15 protein-coding genes are annotated in these 19,406 nt (G+C 61.2%); 3 read left to right on the top strand and 12 right to left on the bottom strand.

Annotation, left to right across the window (positions count from 1 at the left end):
* The first annotated feature begins 32 nt into the window (after positions 1–32).
* Complete coding sequence (locus BM300_RS18800; RefSeq protein ID WP_092344982.1) at positions 33–1,340, top strand: CitMHS family transporter; 1,308 nt, start codon at positions 33–35, stop codon at positions 1,338–1,340.
* Between the two features lie 176 nt (positions 1,341–1,516).
* Here the strand turns inward: BM300_RS18800 and mqo are convergent, their stop codons facing one another.
* From mqo to pedF, 12 genes are all read right to left on the bottom strand, one after another.
* Entirely contained in the window at positions 1,517–3,160 is a 1,644-nt protein-coding gene (gene mqo / locus BM300_RS18795) for a malate dehydrogenase (quinone) (RefSeq protein ID WP_092141388.1), read from the bottom strand.
* 384 nt (positions 3,161–3,544) lie between these two features.
* Positions 3,545–4,750: an acetyltransferase domain-containing protein gene (locus BM300_RS18790; RefSeq protein ID WP_092463559.1), complete on the bottom strand. Its 1,206-nt coding sequence runs from the start codon at positions 4,748–4,750 to the stop codon at positions 3,545–3,547.
* A gap of 174 nt (positions 4,751–4,924) precedes the next feature.
* Complete coding sequence (locus tag BM300_RS18785) at positions 4,925–6,295, bottom strand: hybrid sensor histidine kinase/response regulator (RefSeq protein ID WP_092141394.1); 1,371 nt, start codon at positions 6,293–6,295, stop codon at positions 4,925–4,927.
* Positions 6,279–7,436, bottom strand: coding sequence for an alcohol dehydrogenase-like regulatory protein ErcA (gene ercA, locus BM300_RS18780; protein ID WP_092222169.1), 1,158 nt, complete (start codon positions 7,434–7,436; stop codon positions 6,279–6,281). The genes BM300_RS18785 and ercA overlap by 17 nt, the downstream gene beginning before the upstream one ends.
* Positions 7,437–7,568: 132 nt before the next feature.
* On the bottom strand, positions 7,569–7,640 hold the full coding sequence (pqqA, locus tag BM300_RS18775; protein ID WP_003253598.1) for a pyrroloquinoline quinone precursor peptide PqqA: 72 nt from the start codon (positions 7,638–7,640) through the stop codon (positions 7,569–7,571).
* A 275-nt stretch (positions 7,641–7,915) separates the two neighbouring features.
* Positions 7,916–9,436, bottom strand: coding sequence for an acetaldehyde dehydrogenase ExaC (locus BM300_RS18770; protein ID WP_063321443.1), 1,521 nt, complete (start codon positions 9,434–9,436; stop codon positions 7,916–7,918).
* 304 nt (positions 9,437–9,740) lie between these two features.
* Positions 9,741–11,516 (bottom strand): PQQ-dependent methanol/ethanol family dehydrogenase, encoded by a 1,776-nt coding sequence (locus BM300_RS18765; RefSeq protein ID WP_092141400.1) that lies wholly within the window; start codon positions 11,514–11,516, stop codon positions 9,741–9,743.
* Positions 11,517–11,924: 408 nt separating this feature from the next.
* On the bottom strand, positions 11,925–13,028 hold the full coding sequence (locus tag BM300_RS18760; protein ID WP_092463557.1) for an RHS repeat-associated core domain-containing protein: 1,104 nt from the start codon (positions 13,026–13,028) through the stop codon (positions 11,925–11,927).
* Positions 13,029–13,413: 385 nt separating this feature from the next.
* A complete protein-coding gene (locus BM300_RS18755) occupies positions 13,414–14,343 on the bottom strand; it encodes a quinoprotein relay system zinc metallohydrolase 1 (RefSeq protein ID WP_092463555.1) in 930 nt (309 codons plus the stop codon).
* A gap of 16 nt (positions 14,344–14,359) precedes the next feature.
* Positions 14,360–15,118: a quinoprotein dehydrogenase-associated SoxYZ-like carrier gene (locus BM300_RS18750; RefSeq protein WP_092222100.1), complete on the bottom strand. Its 759-nt coding sequence runs from the start codon at positions 15,116–15,118 to the stop codon at positions 14,360–14,362.
* 10 nt (positions 15,119–15,128) lie between these two features.
* Positions 15,129–16,004 (bottom strand): substrate-binding periplasmic protein, encoded by an 876-nt coding sequence (locus BM300_RS18745; RefSeq protein WP_092463553.1) that lies wholly within the window; start codon positions 16,002–16,004, stop codon positions 15,129–15,131.
* A gap of 5 nt (positions 16,005–16,009) precedes the next feature.
* Positions 16,010–16,471: a cytochrome c-550 PedF gene (pedF, locus tag BM300_RS18740; RefSeq protein WP_063321449.1), complete on the bottom strand. Its 462-nt coding sequence runs from the start codon at positions 16,469–16,471 to the stop codon at positions 16,010–16,012.
* Positions 16,472–16,724: 253 nt separating this feature from the next.
* Between pedF and exaA the strand changes: the two genes are divergently transcribed.
* Both exaA and BM300_RS18730 read left to right on the top strand, forming a co-directional pair.
* A complete protein-coding gene (exaA, locus tag BM300_RS18735; protein ID WP_092463551.1) occupies positions 16,725–18,581 on the top strand; it encodes a quinoprotein ethanol dehydrogenase in 1,857 nt (618 codons plus the stop codon).
* 143 nt (positions 18,582–18,724) lie between these two features.
* A complete protein-coding gene (locus BM300_RS18730; RefSeq protein ID WP_092141418.1) occupies positions 18,725–19,369 on the top strand; it encodes a pentapeptide repeat-containing protein in 645 nt (214 codons plus the stop codon).
* Positions 19,370–19,406 lie beyond the last annotated feature (37 nt).

Genomic DNA, 19,406 nt, shown 5'->3' with positions numbered 1-19,406 from the left:
CTTCGACAACAATAAAAAAGAGAGGCTGCAACATGATTACAACCCTGGGTTTCCTGATGATGCTCGCCATTATCGGGTTGATATTGCTACGCAGGATCAGCCCGGTGGTGGCGTTCACCACCCTTCCCGTGATCGTTTGCCTGCTGGCCGGCTTCAATCTCGGGCAGATCGGCGAATTCATCAAGACCGGCCTGATCACGGTGGCCCCGACCGCAGCACTGTTTCTGTTTGCCATCCTGTTCTTCGGCATCATGCGCGACCGGGGATTGTTCGATCCCTTGGTCAACCTGCTGATCCGCAGCACGGGCGGCAAGCCGCTGGCCGTGGCACTGGTGACGGTATTGGTGACGTCAGTGGTCCATCTCGACGGCGTCGGCGCCGCCACATTCTTACTGACCATCCCGGCCCTTCTGCCCTTGTATAAACGCCTGAACATGAGCCCGGCGATGCTGTTGTGCCTGGTGGGCACCACGGCCGGCGTGATCAATATGGTCCCTTGGGGTGGAACGACTGCACGCGCCGCCGCAGTGTCGGGGCTGGATGCCACCCAACTGTGGCTAGGCTTGCTGCCAGTGCAGATGGTGGGCCTGGCGTGCATGCTCGTTGTCGCGACAGTGTTGGGCTTGCGCGCCCAACGTCGCCAACCGATGTCGCTGGGCGCGGCTGCAACCTGTGACATGGACAGCCTGCAACCCCAAGACCGTGAACTCGCCCTCTCCCCGCGAGGACTGCGTTACTGGCTGAACGTGGCGCTGACCGGTGGGATCCTGGCGTGCCTGTTCACCGGCATTTTTCCCTTGTATGCCTGTTTCATGGTGGGATTGGGCATCGCCCTGCCCTTGAATTTCCCGTCCCTGGACGCCCAGGCCGAACGCCTCAAGGCCCATGCGGCCGATGCGCTGCAAATGGTCCTGGTGATGATGGCCGCCGCCGTTCTGCTGGGCGTGCTTTCCGGCGCAAAGATGTCCGACGGCATGGCATTGGCACTGATCGATACCATGCCAGCCGGTTCCGCCCAATATCTGCATGTGATCGTCGGTTTCTTCGGCGTCCCTCTGGGGATGATCTTCTCACCGGATGCCTACTATTTCGCCTTGCTGCCAGTGATCAGGGACGTGGCCGCTGCCGCGGGTGTCCCCCTCGAGGCCGTGGCCCGGGCCATGTTGATCGGCGAGAACACCGGATTCTCCATCAGCCCGGTGGTGCCCAGCGTGTACCTGGCGCTGGCGTTGTCCGGCGTAGAGCTGCGCAAGCACATGGCCTATACGTTCTTCTGGGCCTGGGGCGTCAGCCTGGTGATGCTCGCCTTCGCGGTGGCGACTGGAGCGGTACAGGTTTGAACAAGCGGTGAATGCGGGCAAGTGCAGATGATCCTTCGCATGTTGAGCAGATCAAGCATTGATGCTGACTGAGCGTGCGCCATCGCGAGCAGGCTCGCTCCCACAGGGTTAACCGAGCCCAAAAAAAACGCCGCTCAATGAGCGGCGTTTTTGTACCTCACCAGACGGCGTCCGGTTTACAGCGCCATGTCAGCCGCTGGGTTGGCTTCACGGGCAGCGGCCGGCTTGGCCGGTGCCGCGGTGGCGCCTGGCTTGCCGATCGCCGGCGGAGGATCCAGTTGCAGGACCTCGCTGGTGTAGGCCCATTCCTGGGCGACACGCTCAGGGTTATCGTTGAGCTTGGTGCCGTAGCTTGGCACGATCTGGTGCAGTTTTTCCTGCCAGGCCGGGCTGGCGACCTTGTCCTTGAAGACCTTCTCAAGCACGGTCAGCATGATCGGTGCGGCGGTCGAGGCGCCTGGCGAGGCACCCAGCAGGCCGGCGATGCTGCCGTCCTGGGACGCAACCACTTCGGTACCGAGTTTCAGTACGCCGCCCTTCTCTTCGTCACGCTTGATGATCTGCACGCGCTGACCGGCCTGCCACAGGCGCCAGTCTTCCTGCTTGGCCTCCGGGAAGTACTCTTTCAGGGCGTTGAAGCGATCTTCATCCGACAGCATCAGTTGACCGGCCAGGTACTCGACCAGTGGGTACTGTTCGATACCGACCTTGGTCATCGGCCACACGTTGTGGGTGGTGGTGCTGGTCAGCAGGTCGAAGTACGAACCGTTCTTCAGGAACTTGGTGGAGAAGGTTGCGAACGGGCCAAACAGAATCACGCGCTTGCCATCGAGCACACGGGTATCCAGGTGCGGAACCGACATCGGCGGTGCGCCCACCGAAGCCTTGCCGTAGGCCTTGGCCAGGTGCAGTTGGGCAACCGTCGGGTTTTCGGTGACCAGGAACGAACCACCCACCGGGAAACCCGCGTATTCACGCGCTTCCGGGATGTCGGACTTCTGCAGCAGGTGCAAGGCACCACCGCCGGCGCCGATGAACACGAACTTGGCGTCGGTCTCGGTTTCGGTACCGTCTTTCAGGTTCTTGTACGAAACGCGCCAGGTGCCGTCTTCGTTGCGGGTGATCTCTTCCACTTCGCTGGACAGCTTGAGGGAGAAGTTCGGCTTGGTTTGCAGGTAAGCCGCGAATTGACGCGTGATTTCGCCGAAGTTCACGTCAGTGCCCAGTGGACTCCAAGTGGCCGCGACTTTCTGGCTCGGGTCACGCCCTTGCATCATCAGCGGCACCCACTTGCTGATCTGCTCGCGATCTTCGGAATACTGCATGCCGGCGAACAACGGGCTGGCCTGGAGGGCTTCGTAGCGCTTCTTCAGGAACGCGATGTTCTCGTCGCCCCACAAAAAGCTCATGTGCGGCGTGGAGTTAATGAACGAACGCGGGTTCTTCAACACGCCGTTCTTGACCTGCCAGGACCAGAACTGACGGGAGATCTGGAAGGCTTCGTTGATTTCGATGGCCTTGGAGATATCGACCTTGCCGTTCTTGTCTTCCGGCGTGTAGTTCAGCTCGGCCAGCGCAGAGTGACCGGTACCGGCATTGTTCCAGCCGTTGGAGCTCTCTTCGGCAACACCGTCCAGGCGCTCGACCATTTCCATGGTCCAGCCCGGCTCCAGCTCATTGAGCCAGACGCCGAGTGTCGAGCTCATGATGCCCCCACCAATGAGCAAGACATCCACTTTTTTTGGCTCGGCGGCATGCGTGGTCGCAAGACCCATCGCCATCGCCAGGCCCAGTAGCGCCGTGTGTGTTTTCTTCAACATGTGTGTATCCCTAGGATGAACGCCATTCCGTCCACCTGTCCTGATCACGGATAGCCCACGTCCATGGCCGGCAACGCCAGCAGGGCGGCTATCGAGAAGGACCGGAGGATGGACCTACAGGGCCGAGCAATACGTCGGCCTCTCGTTTATATCTCTCCGGCGCTGACTTCTTGTAGGTCTTGGCTTCAGCTGGGGTGAGGGACGCTGCGAACGGTGTTCATCGGGCATGGCGCGGCCGTGTCCGATTGTCGCAGCGGGGGGAGTTTACATAAGGAAATAAACAGACCGAAACGTCTTTTTACATTCCTGACAAAAACGCCGACCAAATGACGGCATTTTAATGGCCCTGATCGCCACCGTTCGCGCGACCAGAGCCCCCGCGAGTCAGAGATACTTGAGGATCGCGATATCACGCCGCCGTTGCTTGAGCCCGGCAAACCAACGTGTCGGAAAAAACAGCACGACACCCAGCAACACACTCCACAACCACGCCATGGGTAAATCATCGAATCCGAAATAGGTACCCTGGTTGGTGCCCCAGATGGCAACGGCGGTCAGGTACAGGGCCTTGAGCACGTAAAGGTGCAGCAGGTAGAAAAACATCGGTGCGCCGCCATAGATCGCCAACAGCGCGATGGCTCCCCGATCCTGGGCTTTTTCAAAGAGTGCCAGCAACATCAGCCCTATTCCCAGGGTCGGCATCAGGAACATCAGCGACGGCGGATACTTCGTCGCGCTCATGAAGCTCATGAAGGTGCGTAGCGCGTCGCCGGTCTGGAGCCAGGGTTTGTCGCCGTACACGTTCAGGTAACGGATAAGCACAAAGGCCAGCAGCAGGCCCAGCCCCATCTTGAACAACCGTCGCAGGCGCACGGCGGGTTCAACATCCTTGCCAAACCACGGCCCGATGACCCAGCCCAGCAGGATCACGCCGATCCACGGCAGCACCGGATACGTGGTACGGGCCCGGGTGAACTCGGTGATATCGATGAATGCCCGTTGATGAAGAATCGACCACGGCACGAAAAACGGCGAGTCAGGCCCTGGCACCACACCGTCCAACAGATTGTGTCCAGCAACGATGGCAACGCCGAGGAGGATCAGCCAACTGCGCTTGAGGTGCAACAACGCAGCCAGGACAATCATGCAAATGCCAATGCACCAGATCACTTGCAACCACAGTGTCTTGGGCGGGAACTCGGCGTTCCAGGCGAAACACACGAAAGTCAGTTCCAGGAAAACCAGGAACAGGCCACGCTTGAGCAGGAACAACGAGGTCTGGCCGGCGGTGTGTTTCTGGCTGTAGAGCCAGGCCGACAAACCGGTGAGGAAGATGAAGACCGGGGCACAGAGCGTACTGAGCAGGCGGGTGAAATACAGGTCCGGGGTCACGCTCAGCGCATCGATGGGGTCGGTGACCTGACGGTGCAGCAGGAATGTCTCGCGAACATGATCCACCAGCATCAGCAGCATGACGAAACCTCGCAAGGCATCGATGGCGAGCATGCGCACATGGGTTTTGGTGGCGCTGATTGCAAATAAAGGCGCGATGACGCCGGACGGGCTCGTCATGCTTGAAGGTAGGCTCATGGCTTTACTCGGATGGAGGTCGTTGGTCCGTGCAAGGCAGGGAATGAGAATTCCTGCCAAACGGAAACGGATAACATAACACTGAATTATTATCGCGCACAGGCTCGCTGCCACTGGGGATTGTGGTGGAGACGGTTTCGGGGACCTCACCAGGTGAGGCCTGCCTCGGGCCCCCTACCCGAGCATCTGACTCAACACCGCCCGCAACTTGCCAGGCTTGAGCGGTTTGTTGAGCAGCGGCGCGCCCAGTTTGCGCAAGGCGCGGCGGCACTGGTCGCTGCGGTCGGCGGTGATGATCACCGCAGGGATCGCCTGGTGGAAATGCTCGCGCAGGTGCTTGACCACTTCACAGCCCACGACCCCGTGATCCAAGTGGAAATCCGCCAGGATCAGCTCCGGCACACGGCCTTGCAGCACATCCAGGGCGCCCGCTTCGTCGGTGGCGGTCAAGACTTCGCAGCCCCACTGCCCCAACAACGCCGCCATGCTTTGCAAGATGCTCAACTCATTGTCGATCACCAACAAACGCCGCCCCGGTAGCGGGTTGCCCGCGACCGCCTGTACCGGAACCTGGGACACTGGCAGGGGTTTTTCGCTGGACAGCGGCACCTCGATACTGAACACCGAGCCCCGTCCCGGCCGAGAACGCACCTTGACCCGGTAACCGAGGATGTGGGCGATACGTTCGACAATCGCCAACCCCAGGCCCACGCCTTTGCGATCCGCCGCCCGGCCGACATCGAGTTGGTTGAATTCGAGGAAAATCGACTCCAGGCAATCGGCAGCGATGCCCCGCCCCGTGTCCCAGACCTCGATGCTCAAGCGCCCTCCCCGGCGCCGGGCCGCCAGGAGAATACCGCCCTGAGTGGTGTAGCGGCAGGCATTGCTCAGCAGGTTGCGCAGGATACGGCTGATCAATCGCAGGTCGGTCAGCACGGCTTCATCGCCAAACCGCACCCGCAATTCCAACCCCGCGGCGCCGGCCACCGATTGAAATTCGGAAACCAGCGGCCCCAACAACTCATCCAGCCGATACGGCGCCAGGTCGGGCTTGACGGCGGCCTGGTCCAGCCGGGAAATGTCCAGCAGGTCGGTGAGCAGGTCTTCGGCCCCTTCGAGCGCCTGATGAGTCCGTTCCACCAGTACATGTTCGGCGGTAGGCAACTGGCGCTCACGCAACGTGGCGATCAGCAGGCGGGCCGCGTTGAGTGGCTGCAACAGGTCATGGCTGGCGGCGGCCAGGTATTTGTCCTTGCTGCGGTTGGCGGCCTGGGCGGCGTCCCGGGCATCGCGCAACTGTTGCTCGATCAGTTCGCGCTGGACAATCTGCTGCTGCAGGTTGTGGTTGGCCTCCAGCAACGCGTCGGTGCGCTCGGCCACCCGCTGTTCCAGTTGATCATTGAGCTGCTGCAGATGTTGCCGGGCCTGCTCCAGTTCATCGAGGCGCGCCGCCAGTTCCGGGTAGTGACTCTTGCGCGTTGAGTGATTGCCCAGCCCCAACAGCCCCGCCAGGGCTTTTTGCTGCTCGTCAGAGGGCTTCGCCATAGACGACCTCGACATCCCGCTGGCTCGACTCCCGAGGGTTGGTGAGGATGCACGGGTCGTGCATCGCATGCTGCGACAGGAACGGAATGTCCGAGGTGCTCACGCCATGCAGGCCCAGCGTCTCGTGGAAGCCGATGGTGTGCTTGAGGGCAATCAGGTGTTCCACCAGCCGAGTGCGGATCTGCCGGTGGTTGAGCCCCCGGCAGTCGATGCCCAGCGTCTCGGCAATCACCTTGAAACGCTCCGGCGCCGAGTTGTAGTTGAACGCCACCACGTGCTCAACCAATACCGCGTTGCACAAACCATGGGGCAAATCGAGGAAGCCGCCCAGGCTGTGGGACATCGCATGAACCGCGCCGAGGATCGCGTTGGAAAACGCCAGCCCGGCCTGCATGCTGCCCAGCATGATTTTTTCCCGCAGGGCGATGTCCGCCGGGTTGGCGATCATCTGCACCAGGTTGCCATTGATCAGGCGCATGGCTTCCAGGGCATGGGGGTCGGTCAGCGGCCCGTGACCGGTGGACACGAACGCCTCGATGGCATGCACCAGGGCGTCGATGCCGGTACAGGCGGACAGGAACGGGTCCATGCTCAGGGTGGTTTCCGGGTCGATCAGCGACACGTCCGGCACCGCCGCCTTGCTGACAATGGAGAATTTCATCCGTTCTTGCTGGTTGGAGATGATCACGAACTGCGACACGTCCGCCGACGTCCCCGCCGTGGTGGGGATCAGGATCAGTGGTGGGCTGGGCACGTGCAGGGTATCAACGCCTTCGAACTCGAGGATATTGCGACCGTGGGCAACGACAATGCCGATGCCTTTGCCGCAATCCATCGGGCTGCCACCGCCCACCGCGACGATGACATCGCAATGGTTTTCCCGGTAAAGGTCGGCACCGAGCATCACTTCCTCGACCCGCGGATTGGGCGAGACCGCGCTGTAGACGCAGTAGTCGATGCCTTGGGCCTGGAGACTGGCTTCGACGTCGGCCACCCAACCGGCGGCGATGACCCCGGGATCGGTGACGATCAGCACCTTGCGTGCACCGAACGTCTTGGCGTAATTGCCGACATTGTGCCGACAACCGGCACCGAACATGATTTCAGGGGAAACGAACTTGCGCAGCGGGCTGAGGCTCATCTTTTCAGGTACGTGGCTCATCGGTAAGCCTGTTGTTATTGTCTTGGGATACCTTGAGCCTAAAGCATCCCACCGCGATTGCAATCAGACCAATGGGTAGCCCGGCCTGAACGCGTCAGGCCGGGCTGGCACTCATCGGTTGGCGAAGTACATCGTCACTTCAAAGCCAATACGCAGGTCGGTAAACGCGGGTTTAGTCCACATGGGTCTTTCCTCTTCTTGTACCGGGCGATTCCGGCAAGTCATTAATGCATACCCCGCCCAAGGCTCGAATGCTACTTTCGAAGCGGTGGAGGGAGTGCGTTGGTACTACTGCAGAGCGGGCACCTGTGGCGAGGGAGCTTGCTCCCGCTGGGGCGCGAAGCGCCCCTTCTTCAAGGCACTGCATTTGAGTGCTTGATGATTACTTTTGGGGCCGCTGCGCGGCCCAGCGGGAGCAAGCTCCCTCGCCACAGTGTTCACTCACTCGATGTCGGGGATTAGAAGAACCCCAACGGATTGATGTCGTAGCTCACCAGCAGGTTCTTGGTCTGCTGATAGTGATCGAGCATCATCTTGTGGGTTTCACGGCCGACACCGGACTTCTTGTAGCCACCGAACGCGGCGTGCGCCGGGTACAGGTGGTAGCAGTTGGTCCACACGCGACCGGCCTTGATCGCCCGGCCCATGCGGTAGGCGCGGTTGATGTCGCGGGTCCAGAGACCGGCACCGAGGCCGAACTCGGTGTCGTTGGCGATCGCCAGGGCTTCGGCTTCGTCCTTGAAGGTGGTCACGCCCACTACCGGGCCGAAGATCTCTTCCTGGAACACACGCATTTTGTTGTGGCCCTTGAGCAGGGTCGGCTGGATGTAATAGCCGCTCGACAAATCCCCCTCGAGTCGCTCGGCAGCACCGCCAGTAAGCAGCTCGGCGCCCTCTTGCTGGGCAATTTCAAGGTACGACAGGATCTTGTCGAATTGCTGCTCGGACGCCTGGGCGCCAACCATGGTCTCGGTGTCCAGCGGGTTGCCACGCTTGATCTTGGCGATCTTTTTCATCACCTCGGCCATGAACGGCGCGTAGATCGACTCTTGCACCAGGGCCCGGGATGGGCAGGTGCAGACTTCGCCCTGGTTGAAGAACGCCAGCACCAGGCCTTCGGCGGCTTTCTCGATGAAGGCCGGCTCGGCCTGCATGATGTCTTCGAAGAAGATGTTCGGTGACTTGCCGCCCAGTTCCACGGTGGACGGGATGATGTTCTCGGCGGCGCATTTCATGATGTGCGAGCCGATCGGGGTGGAACCGGTGAAGGCGATCTTGGCGATGCGCTTGCTGGTGGCCAGGGCTTCGCCGGCCTCGCGACCGAAACCATGGACGATGTTCAGCACGCCGGGCGGCAGCAGGTCGGCGACCAGCTCGATGAAGACCATGATCGATAGCGGCGTCTGTTCAGCCGGCTTGAGCACGATGCAGTTACCGGCAGCCAGGGCCGGGGCGAGTTTCCAGGCGGCCATCAGCAGCGGGAAGTTCCACGGGATGATCTGTCCGACCACGCCCAGCGGCTCGTGGAAATGATAGGCCGTGGTCAGTTCGTTGATCTCGGCCGCCCCACCCTCTTGGGCGCGGATGCAGCCGGCGAAATAACGGAAATGGTCGGCCGCCAGCGGCACGTCGGCATTGAGAGTTTCGCGTACGGCCTTGCCGTTGTCCCAGGTCTCGCTGACAGCGAGGATTTCCAGGTTCTGCTCGATACGATCGGCGATTTTCAACAGCACCAGGGAACGGTCCTGCACCGAGGTCTTGCCCCAGGCATCGGCCGCGGCATGGGCGGCATCCAGGGCCTTGTCGATGTCGGCGGCGCTGGAACGCGGGAATTCGGCAATGACTTCGCCATTGACCGGAGACGTGTTCGTGAAGTATTCGCCGTTGACCGGCGCGACAAATTCGCCGCCGATGAAGTTGCCATAGCGCGGCTTGAAGGAAACGACGGCGCCTGGAGTTCCGGGTTGTGCGTAGATCATGATGGGCCTCTGCCTGGTCGATGCCTGTCGCGGGACAGGCGATAGACCGATGGTAGAGAGCCCCGCGCGGCGGACGAATGCGTCGTTGGCAGGGGGACTCTCGTTATTTGGTCGTAGATTCAGAGCAAGGCATCCGCGAACGTGAACCCATCGCAGATACCTTTGTGGCGAGGGAGCTTGCTCCCGCTGGAGTGCGAAGCGCTCCCCTTACCTCGGTTCATGGCCGAAAAACTGGCCCGCCGGGTTGGCGACTGCTTCGTAGCCGAGCGGGAGCAAGCTCCCTCGCCACGGTTCAGTGCGGATATCAGCGTTTGGCCACCAACGCTTTCGGCAACTTGAAGGTCCAGAGCATCCCGCCCTGGTTGAAGTCCTTCACGCGCTTGGCCACCTCGCCCCCCCACAGCGGCACCGCGCCGCCCCAGCCGGAGACCACGGAGACGTATTGCTCGCCGTCCATTTCCCAGGTGATGGGCGAACCGAGCACGCCGGAGCCGGTCTGGAATTCCCAGACCTTTTCCCCGGTCTTGGCATTGAACGCCTGCAGGAACCCTTCAGGCGTGCCGGTGAACACCAGGTTGCCCTTGGTGGTCAAAACCCCGCCCCACAGCGGCGCGAAGTTCTTGTGGCGCCAGACTTCCTTGCCAGTCTTGGGGTCGATGGCCCGCAGCACGCCGATATAATCCTCGTTCAGCGGCTTGATGGTGAAACCGGCGCCGAGGAACGCCGCGCCTTTCTTGTAGGCGATGCCTTCGTTCCAGATGTCCATGCCCCATTCGTTGGACGGCACGTAGAACAACCCGGTGTCCTGGTTGTAGGCCATCGGCATCCAGTTTTTCGCGCCGAGGAAGGCCGGTGCGACGAACACCGAACTGCCCTTGGCTTCGCTGCCCGGAGCGCCCGGACGGCTGGCCTCGTTGTAGATCGGCCGCCCGTCCTTGTCCAGGCCAGTGGCCCAGGTGATCTTGTCGACAAACGGGAAGCCGCGGATGAACTTGCCGTTGGTGCGATCGAGCACGTAGAAGAAGCCGTTACGGTCGGCGGTCGCTGCCGCCTTGATGTCCTTGCCGCCTTCCTTGTAGTTGAACGAGATCAGCTCGTTGACACCGTCATAATCCCAGCCGTCGTGAGGCGTGCTCTGGAAGTGCCATTTGATGGTGCCGTCGTCCGGGTTCAGGGCCAGGCGCGACGACGAATAGAGGTTGTCGCCAGGCCGCAGGTGGGAGTTCCACGGCGCCGGGTTACCGGTACCAAACAGCAGCAGGTTGGTTTCCGGGTCGTAGTAGCCGCCCAGCCAAGGTGCGGCACCGCCGGTTTTCCAGAGATCGCCCGGCCAGGTCTTGCCCGCCTCGCCGCCGGAAATGCCATTCTCGACGGCCTTGCCGTCCTTGTAGACGTAACCCATGTGGCCTTCCACGGTCGGACGGGTCCACAACAGGTCACCGTTCTTCGGATCATAGGCACTGATCTGGCCCACCACACCGAACTCGCCACCGGCCACGCCGGTGATCAGCTTGCCATTGACGATCAACGGCGCGGCGCTGATGGAGTAGCCTTCCTTGTGGTCGGCAACCTTCTTGCTCCACACCACTTTGCCGGTGTCCTTGTTCAAGGCCACCAGCTTGGCGTCGAGGGTGCCGAAGAACACCAGGTCGCCATACAGCGCCACGCCACGGTTGATCACGTCGCAGCAAGGGCGGATGTCATCGGGCAGGCGCGCATCGTATTGCCACAGTTTCTTGCCGGTGCGCGCATCCACCGCGAACACCCGTGAATAAGAACCGGTGAGGTACATCACCCCGTCCTTGATCATCGGCTGGGCTTGCTGGCCGCGCTGCTTTTCGCCACCGAAGGAAAACGCCCAGACCGGCCGCAGGTCCTTGACGTTGTCGGTGTTGAGGGTGTCGAGCGGGCTATAGCGCTGGCCCTGGACGCCCAGGCCGTTGGTCACGATCTGCTCGGGGTTCTTCGGGTCCTGGAGAATTTCCTGATCGGTCACGGCTGCAAGGACCGAACCGGACAGCAGCATGGCACTGAGCAGCAGGCTCACGGCGAACGGTTGGCGACGTGCGGGTTGACTCATGACGGCTACCTCTGCGGTTATTGTTATACCCGGGAAATTTTCCCGGTCTGTCGCAGATTCTTGGCCCCAGGGCCGCTGGCAACAATTGCCCGCAGTGTTGAGTTTTCTAGTTCCTTGGTACATGTCAAAGGCGGCTTGGTCGGCCAACGCAACGCCCCCGTGGAGAGGGAATGAGCAACTGCTCCCTCTTATTTGAGCACCCTGACGTTTGTGCGGCGGTCTCGTCGGTAAAAAACCACAACTTCTTGGGCATCTGTCCAATGCAGTCTGCTTAAGGTCTTTCTATCCACGCGCAAGTACTTTATGCGTGAGCTCGGTTACGTTCCTTCACCAATGTAGCAACCTCTTGAAATGTGGCTGATTGCAGTCTAGCGCGATACGGATTCAACTATTTCCGGGGCGATGCCCTCAAGGAAAATAAGTCAAGTATTTATCGCGAATTCGGTTTTGCTCTGCAACCAAACCAGACTCAGACCTCGCTTTCAGTGCATACAATCGCAGCCTAAGTTTATATGCATCAACTATTTCCTCGTCGAACTTGAGACTGTTGTCTTCTAGGGCGTCTGCAAGATACTCGTTTCTATCCGGTAACACCTTCTTCTCCAAATGTTCGAAGATACCACGATGCTTAGTTTGTTCGATGGCCGCTTGGCGCTGCATCGGCTCTAAATGAGGTTCTAGGATTTTGCCTGCCAGTGAAGAAAACGGATGGTTTTCAGGGCGCGCCGCCTTATAAGCAAGGTTATCAAGTCGGATTCCGGTTTGTGGCGTGGTGTTTTTTTGGGGGCCGCCCCCCGGGTTCAATACCTTGTTATCTGCTTGGAAGAGCTGCCTCTGAGCATCACGTTTAATCGCCTCAATCGCTTCATCTAAAGCGTGAATTCTTTTTAACGCACGTTTTCCTTTAAAGCTGGTGACCCCTTTCTTTGTCCAAAGACCTTCACCCACGTGCGTTGTTTTCAGGCCTAACCATTCCAGTGGGTTGTTCCCTGTAGGATCGCATCTATTAATCGGGTCACCCAAGCAGTATGCATATCCATTTAGTCCACCTTCCCCAAACGGACTAAAACTGTCTGGACTGTTAAATCGCATCAACACCGGGCTGAACGCCCGACGCCCATTACCCAATAAATAATGCCCGGTCACCGGATCCGCTCGTTCGCCGTTGAACCCCAGCAAACTGGCTACACCGCGTTCAGTGGGGCGATGGCCGTAAGGTGAATAGGCGATGGGTTGTCGCTGGCTGTTTTCACTGAGCGTGTGCAACACCGACCGCTGGCAATCGGTTATCAGCAGCGCAGTGTCAAACTTAACGCCATGACACTGTTGCGCGAGTAGCTGGTCGTTGTATTGGAATATTGAATTTTTTATCGTGCCTCGAATCTCTGTGACCAGGCGCTTTCTGCAGTAGAAACGCTGTGATTCAGGCCCATTCAGCAACGTACAGCCGATCAAACGGTCGAGCGGGTCGTAATGGTATCGACAGAGCAACGATTCGTGTTGGGTAGGCATAGGATGACACCTAGTAAGTTTTGACGTGCAACTGAAGGGTAGTGGGTACTGCATCAGGCGACTACTAACAGAACTGTTAGGTTAGCGAATTGGAACACCGCGCTTTTGGATGCTTCAGGCAGCTGCGCAGCCCTGCGGGAGCAAGCCTTCATGAAAAAAATCACAACCTGCTGATTTTTAAAAAACTCTGCTAAACACAGTTCGGCAATGTGGTCTCAGTTGGGCGAGCACCTCCCTTTGTGGCGAGGGGATTTATCCCCGCTGGGCTGCGCAGCAGCCCCATGAGCCCGTCCAGTCACCCCGATAGTCGGCAGAAGATAGAGGGCCGCTTCGCGCCCCAGCGGGGATAAATCCCCTCGCCACAGAGGATTTGCTCAGCCAACGGTCATTGGGCGTCCACCCGCTTCATCCCCGCCCGCTCATAGCGCGGATAGAGATGGCTGACACTGCGAATCAGCTCATAACGACTCAGGCTGATCCCGGCGAAGCGTTCGGGGATGGGGCTGCGGATCATCTCGGTCATGTCGTCGCCGCGAGCCGCGCCGTCGCGCATCAGTTGGTCGAGCCAGCCCAGGTAATCGCGCATCTGCGCAAAGGGTTGGGCGCCGGTCGCCACTGGGCCGTGGCCGGGCACGATCTGTTTCCAGGGCAAGGCCTGCAGGGTGTCGAGGTCCTGGAGCCAGACCTCCAGCCCCGGGCTGTTGGGGGTGGTCAGGGCGCGTTCGTAGAACACCAGGTCGCCGGCGAACAGCACGCCCGTGGTTTCGTCGAGGATCGCCAGGTCGGCCCCGGTGTGCCCGGCCAGTTGCAGCAGCCGCAACGCGTGATTGCCCACCTTGAGCACACCGGGCGTCAACGCTTGGGTGGGCAGCACCACCTCGGTGCCGCGCATCCAGTCGCCCACCAGCCGGTACATGTTCTCCGCCATGGCGTCGCCCTGCTGGCGCAGCAGGTCCGTGGTCCCGGCCAAGGCGCCGATGGGGACGTCGCTGAAGGCCTGGTTGCCCAGTACGTGATCGGGATGATGATGGGTCAGCAGGACCTGGATCACCGGCTTATCCGTCGTTGCCGCAATGGCCTGGCGCAGGGCTTCGCCGTAGCGCTTCGACGGTCCGGTGTCGATCACCACCACGCCGGTATCGGTGACGATGAACGCGGTGTTGACGATGTTGCCGCCGTTGGCCTTGGCAAAATTCTCGGTGCTGCCTTCCAGCAGCCAGGTGCCTTCGGCGATCTGCCGGGGCTTGAGCGCGTAGTTCGTCCCGGCCCACGTCGGCCAGCACAGGCTCAGGAACATCAGCAACAACCAGCGCATGGCGCGCTCCTTGTGGTCAGGGGATCGCCGCCTCGAACGTATTGCCGCTGTTGTCGCGCAGCAGCAGGCGGGTCTGGCCCGGGCCTCGGATGTCGAAGCCCAGGTTGGGGTTTTCACTGACCGCCGGGAACAGCTCCAGGCGCGCCAGCACCTGGCCGTCGGCGTCCAGCAGTTGCGCCTGGTTGAGGAAGAATTCCGGGATACCGCTCACCAGGCCGTTATCCATCGGATGAGCGACCTGCAGGCGCAAGCGGCTCGAATCGCCCCGGGGATAGCGGGCGCCCAGCACCTCGCCCAAGTGTTCCTCCCAACCTGGCTGGGTGCGCACCACGCTGGGCGCGGTGCAGCCGCCACCGGCCGCGTCGATCAGGGTCGAGCCGACGTGCCACAGGCCATCGCGGGTCTGCACGGCAGCACGCAGCGGCGTGGCTTGTTCGATACGAATACGGATCGACAACCAGGGCAGCACACGCGCCCCCGGTTGGAAGTCGACGATTTTCGGCAACGGGTTCAGTTCGGCCCAGGCCAGCACCCGTACGACGTCGCCAGTGAAGGCCCGGGCATCGATTTCCAGTGGCACCTGGCGTGCGTCTTCGGCAAAGGGTGGGGCCAGCAGGCGCACCCGGTCATCGAACACGAACGGCGCGTCCCCCAGCAATTGCTTGTGATAAAAGGCCCACATCACCGACGGCACCGGGTCCTTCCCCGGTTCGACCGCCGCCAGCGCAATCGTCGGCAGGCCGCACCACAGCAGGCACCACATGGCCCATTTCATCCCTGCGCTCCTATTGATACATCTCCGGCACTTCGTAACGCAGGCCGTAATGGGCATAAAGAGTCTTGACGCTGCCGTCGCGGATCAAGCCTTCCAGCGCCTCTTCCACCGCATAGGCCAACTGACGGTTGCTTTCATGCACCGCCATGCCGATTTCCCAACGTTGCTTGCCCATGTTCGGGTAGGCGTTTTCCGCCAGCGCCAGTTGCGGATCAGCCGCCTCGTGCACTTGCCAATCGACCTCACCGCGCATGGCCATGACGGCGTCCACCTCCCCGGCCTGCATGGCCTTGAAGGCCTGGCTGACACCGGAGTAATGGCGGGTCTTGGCACTGAGCATGCCGTTGAACACCGAGGTCAGGTAGAACGACGGCACACTGTCGACTTCCACCCCGATGGGGTGTTGCTGGAACACTGCGACACTGCCCACCGAATCCAGTCGGCGGCGGTCATATGCCACCTGCCAACATTCCTGCTGATAAGGTCCGAACATCACCACTTGGGCATTTTCCAGCTCACCGATGTCGTTGCGCTTCTGCACGTAGTCATGGTCGTACGGCACACGCATCATCAGGTCGGCCAGTTGTCGGTCGTGCAGCGGGCTGCTGCGCCAGATGTAATCGCGCAAATCGTCATCAAGCTTCTCGCCCGGTGGTGCCCACATCAATTGCAGACGCACGCCAAGCGCCTTGGCCAGGGCCTGGGCCAGTTCCACGTCCACGCCCCTGGGTTGCCCGTGATCCTCAAAACTGTAGGGCGCGAAGTCCTTGTAGACCGCGACCTTCAACTCACCGGAGGCGATCATCTGGTCGTAGCTGCGCACCTGCGCCTGCGCCGCCTGGCCACACAGCAGCAGGCTGCACATCACCCACGCGAACAGGCGCATGGCGATCACTCCTCGACGTGTACGCTGTCGAGATAGGTGCGCACCGCCCACAAGGCTTCCTGGCTCAGGTAGTCGGCCATTTTCGGCATGTAGACTCGGCCGTCGCGCACCGCGCCGTGACGTACGCGCTCGACGAACCATTCATCCCCGGCTTCGGCGGCGTCCAGCATCCGCAGGTCCGGGGCGATGCCGCCCGACTTGGCCTCCAGGCCATGGCACGCGGCGCAGTTCTGGTTGTAGGCCGAAGCGCCGATTTCTATGGCTTTGTCACGCTCGGGGGAACTGCGATAGGGGTTCTGGGCGGCCCAACCATCACCGTCCAGCGGCAGGTTGGTGTCCTTGATCGGGGTCAATCCCTTGGTTTCCACTGCCTGGGGCACTACGTTGCCATGGGCCCATGCGGAGCCTGCGCCGGTCAGCCCCATCAGCAGTGCGGTAGCGATGATGGCGTTGCGTTTTGTTGTCATTGTTATGCCCTCTGGATTGCACGCAAGACCTCTGTGAGAAGCCGTGCCGTCATCTTAGGAACCGCCCTGCCCCAGCCGAATGCTGCTTTGGTGGCCGGGATCTAGTTCCTTGGTAGCAGGCCATCCGACGCAGGTCGTAAAGACAGGCGGTTTGGGAAGTCTTCCCGGCAAGGGCGGGACTTTTTCCGTATCGGCCGGGTCGTGGCACCACTCACCCTAGTCAGGCCAAAACCTTTCACTGGGAACTGCCACCATGAGAATAAAAACGCTACCCGCCCTCTCCTCCCTGACGGTCGCCTTGCTGCTGGCCGGCAGTCTGTCAACGAGTCCGTTGGCGCGCGCTGCCGTCACCTGGGAAGACATCGCCAACGACCACCTGACCACCCAGGACGTGCTGCAATACGGCATGGGCACCAACGCCCAGCGCTGGAGCCCGTTGGCCCAGGTCAACGACAAGAACGTGTTCAAGCTGACCCCGGCCTGGTCCTACTCATTCGGCGACGAGAAGCAGCGCGGCCAGGAATCCCAGGCCATCGTCAGCGACGGCGTGGTGTACGTCACCGGCTCGTACTCGCGGGTATTCGCCCTCGACGCCAAGACCGGCAAGCGCCTGTGGACCTACAACCACCGGCTGCCGGACAACATTCGCCCGTGCTGCGACGTGGTCAACCGTGGCGCGGCCATCTACGGCGACAAGATCTACTTCGGCACCTTGGACGCGCGAGTCGTCGCCCTGGATAAGAACACCGGCAAAGTGGTGTGGAACAAGAAGTTCGGCGACCACGCCGGCGGCTACACCATGACCGGGGCGCCGGTGCTGATCAAGGACAAGACCAGTGGCAAGGTCCTGCTGATCCATGGCAGTTCCGGCGATGAGTTCGGCGTGGTCGGCCAGTTGTTCGCCCGCGACCCCGATACCGGCGAAGAAGTCTGGATGCGCCCGTTCGTCGAAGGCCACATGGGCCGCCTCAACGGCAAGGACAGCACCCCGACGGGCGATGTCAAGGCGCCTTCCTGGCCCGACGACAAGACCACTGAAACCGGCAAGGTCGAAGCCTGGAGCCACGGCGGCGGCGCACCTTGGCAGAGCGCCAGTTTCGACGCCGAGACCAACACCATCATCGTCGGCGCGGGCAACCCTGGCCCGTGGAACACCTGGGCGCGCACGGCCAAGGACGGCAACCCTCACGATTACGACAGCCTCTACACCTCCGGCCAGGTGGGCGTCGACCCAAGCACTGGCGAAGTGAAGTGGTTCTACCAACACACGCCCAACGACGCCTGGGACTTCTCCGGCAACAACGAGCTGGTGCTGTTCGACTACAAGGACAAGGACGGCAAGGTGGTCAAAGCCACCGCACACGCCGACCGCAACGGTTTCTTCTACGTGGTGGACCGCAACAACGGCAAGCTGCAGAACGCCTTCCCGTTCGTCGACAACATCACTTGGGCCAGCCACATCGACCTCAAGACCGGCCGCCCGGTGGAAAACCCCGGCCAGCGTCCGGCCAAGCCATTGCCGGGTGAAACCAAGGGCAAGCCGGTGGAAGTCTCGCCGCCCTTCCTCGGCGGCAAGAACTGGAATCCCATGGCCTACAGCCAGGACACCGGCTTGTTCTACGTCCCCGGCAACCAGTGGAAAGAGGAATACTGGACCGAGGAAGTGAACTACAAGAAGGGCTCGGCCTACCTCGGCATGGGTTTTCGCATCAAGCGCATGTACGACGATCACGTTGGCAGCCTGCGGGCGATGAACCCCACCACCGGCAAGGTAGTCTGGGAGCACAAGGAACCGCTGCCACTGTGGGCCGGCGTACTGGCGACCAAGGGCAACCTGGTGTTCACCGGCACCGGCGACGGCTTCTTCAAGGCCTTTGATGCGAAAACCGGCAAGGAGCTTTGGAAGTTCCAGACCGGCAGCGGCATCGTTTCCCCACCCATCACGTGGGAGCAGGACGGCGAGCAATTCATCGGCGTGACCGTCGGCTACGGTGGTGCCGTACCGTTGTGGGGCGGCGACATGGCCGAACTGACCAAGCCGGTGGCCCAGGGTGGGTCGTTCTGGGTATTCAAGATTCCGAGCTGGGATAAGGCGACGGCGCAGAAATAGCCCAATCCCACCTGAATCCTAATCGATACAACAATCCCCTGTGGGAGCGAGCCTGCTCGCGATAGCGGTGGTTCAGCTGGCATTCATGTTGACTGACATGGCGCTATCGCGAGCAAGCTCCCACAATTGCCCGAGCTCATGCCATGAGATGCTTGTCATTGCTGCTTTTGTTCGTTGGCGCCTTTGCCAACGCCGACGAGACCGACACCCCGCTCACCCTCAACGGCTGCCTCATCGCCGAATCCAGCCAATGCCCCGGCGCCAACCTGCGCGGTGCAAAACTGGCGAACCAGGACCTGCGCAAAATGAACCTCAGCGGTGCCGACCTGCGCGACGCCGACCTGCGGCACGCACGGCTGGACCTGGCCAACCTCGAGAAAGCCCAACTGCAGGGCGCCAACCTAACCCGTGCCAGCCTGCAACAAAGCAACCTGCGCCTGGCGGACTTCAGCGGCGCCACGCTCAAGGCGATCCAGGGTTGGGGTCTGTTCGCCCAAGGCACGCAGTTCCAACGCGCCGACCTGACCGCCGCCTACCTTCAGTTCGCCCGCTTGTCCGGCGCGCACCTGCAGGGTGCCAACCTGCAGGCCGCTGACCTGGAAATGGCCTGGCTGAGCAAGGCCGACCTCAAGGGCGCCGACCTGCGCGACGCCAACCTGCAGGAAGCCAAGCTCGGCGAAAGCAACCTGGAACAGGCCAACCTGAGCGGTTCTCGCCAGCACTACGGGAATTTCCAGGATGCGAATATGGAGGGCTGTACCGGTTGCCCGACTTCCTGGGATCAGTAAGGATTGCCACAACCCCCTGTGGCGAGGGAGCTTGCTC

Source organism: Pseudomonas sp. NFACC46-3 (assembly GCF_900114515.1).
In the GTDB taxonomy this organism is placed as follows: Bacteria; Pseudomonadota; Gammaproteobacteria; order Pseudomonadales; family Pseudomonadaceae; genus Aquipseudomonas; species Aquipseudomonas fluorescens_Q.
The sequence above is the reverse complement of the archived record's forward strand: the minus strand, read 5'-3'. Positions and strand labels throughout refer to the sequence as shown.

Bases quoted from the DNA above. Each gene is read 5' to 3' on its own strand.
- BM300_RS18745 (WP_092463553.1), bottom strand. From the start codon at position 16,004: ATGCGCCTGTTCGCGTGGGTGATGTGCAGCCTGCTGCTGTGTGGCCAG.
- BM300_RS18785 (WP_092141394.1), bottom strand. From the start codon at position 6,295: ATGGCGAAGCCCTCTGACGAGCAGCAAAAAGCCCTGGCGGGGCTGTTG.
- BM300_RS18730 (WP_092141418.1), top strand. From the start codon at position 18,725: ATGAGATGCTTGTCATTGCTGCTTTTGTTCGTTGGCGCCTTTGCCAAC.
- pedF (WP_063321449.1), bottom strand. From the start codon at position 16,471: ATGACAACAAAACGCAACGCCATCATCGCTACCGCACTGCTGATGGGG.
- ercA (WP_092222169.1), bottom strand. From the start codon at position 7,436: ATGAGCCTCAGCCCGCTGCGCAAGTTCGTTTCCCCTGAAATCATGTTC.
- BM300_RS18760 (WP_092463557.1), bottom strand. From the start codon at position 13,028: ATGCCTACCCAACACGAATCGTTGCTCTGTCGATACCATTACGACCCG.
- BM300_RS18755 (WP_092463555.1), bottom strand. From the start codon at position 14,343: ATGCGCTGGTTGTTGCTGATGTTCCTGAGCCTGTGCTGGCCGACGTGG.
- BM300_RS18800 (WP_092344982.1), top strand. From the start codon at position 33: ATGATTACAACCCTGGGTTTCCTGATGATGCTCGCCATTATCGGGTTG.
- mqo (WP_092141388.1), bottom strand. From the start codon at position 3,160: ATGTTGAAGAAAACACACACGGCGCTACTGGGCCTGGCGATGGCGATG.
- BM300_RS18765 (WP_092141400.1), bottom strand. From the start codon at position 11,516: ATGAGTCAACCCGCACGTCGCCAACCGTTCGCCGTGAGCCTGCTGCTC.
- exaA (WP_092463551.1), top strand. From the start codon at position 16,725: ATGAGAATAAAAACGCTACCCGCCCTCTCCTCCCTGACGGTCGCCTTG.
- BM300_RS18750 (WP_092222100.1), bottom strand. From the start codon at position 15,118: ATGAAATGGGCCATGTGGTGCCTGCTGTGGTGCGGCCTGCCGACGATT.
- BM300_RS18790 (WP_092463559.1), bottom strand. From the start codon at position 4,750: ATGAGCCTACCTTCAAGCATGACGAGCCCGTCCGGCGTCATCGCGCCT.
- BM300_RS18770 (WP_063321443.1), bottom strand. From the start codon at position 9,436: ATGATCTACGCACAACCCGGAACTCCAGGCGCCGTCGTTTCCTTCAAG.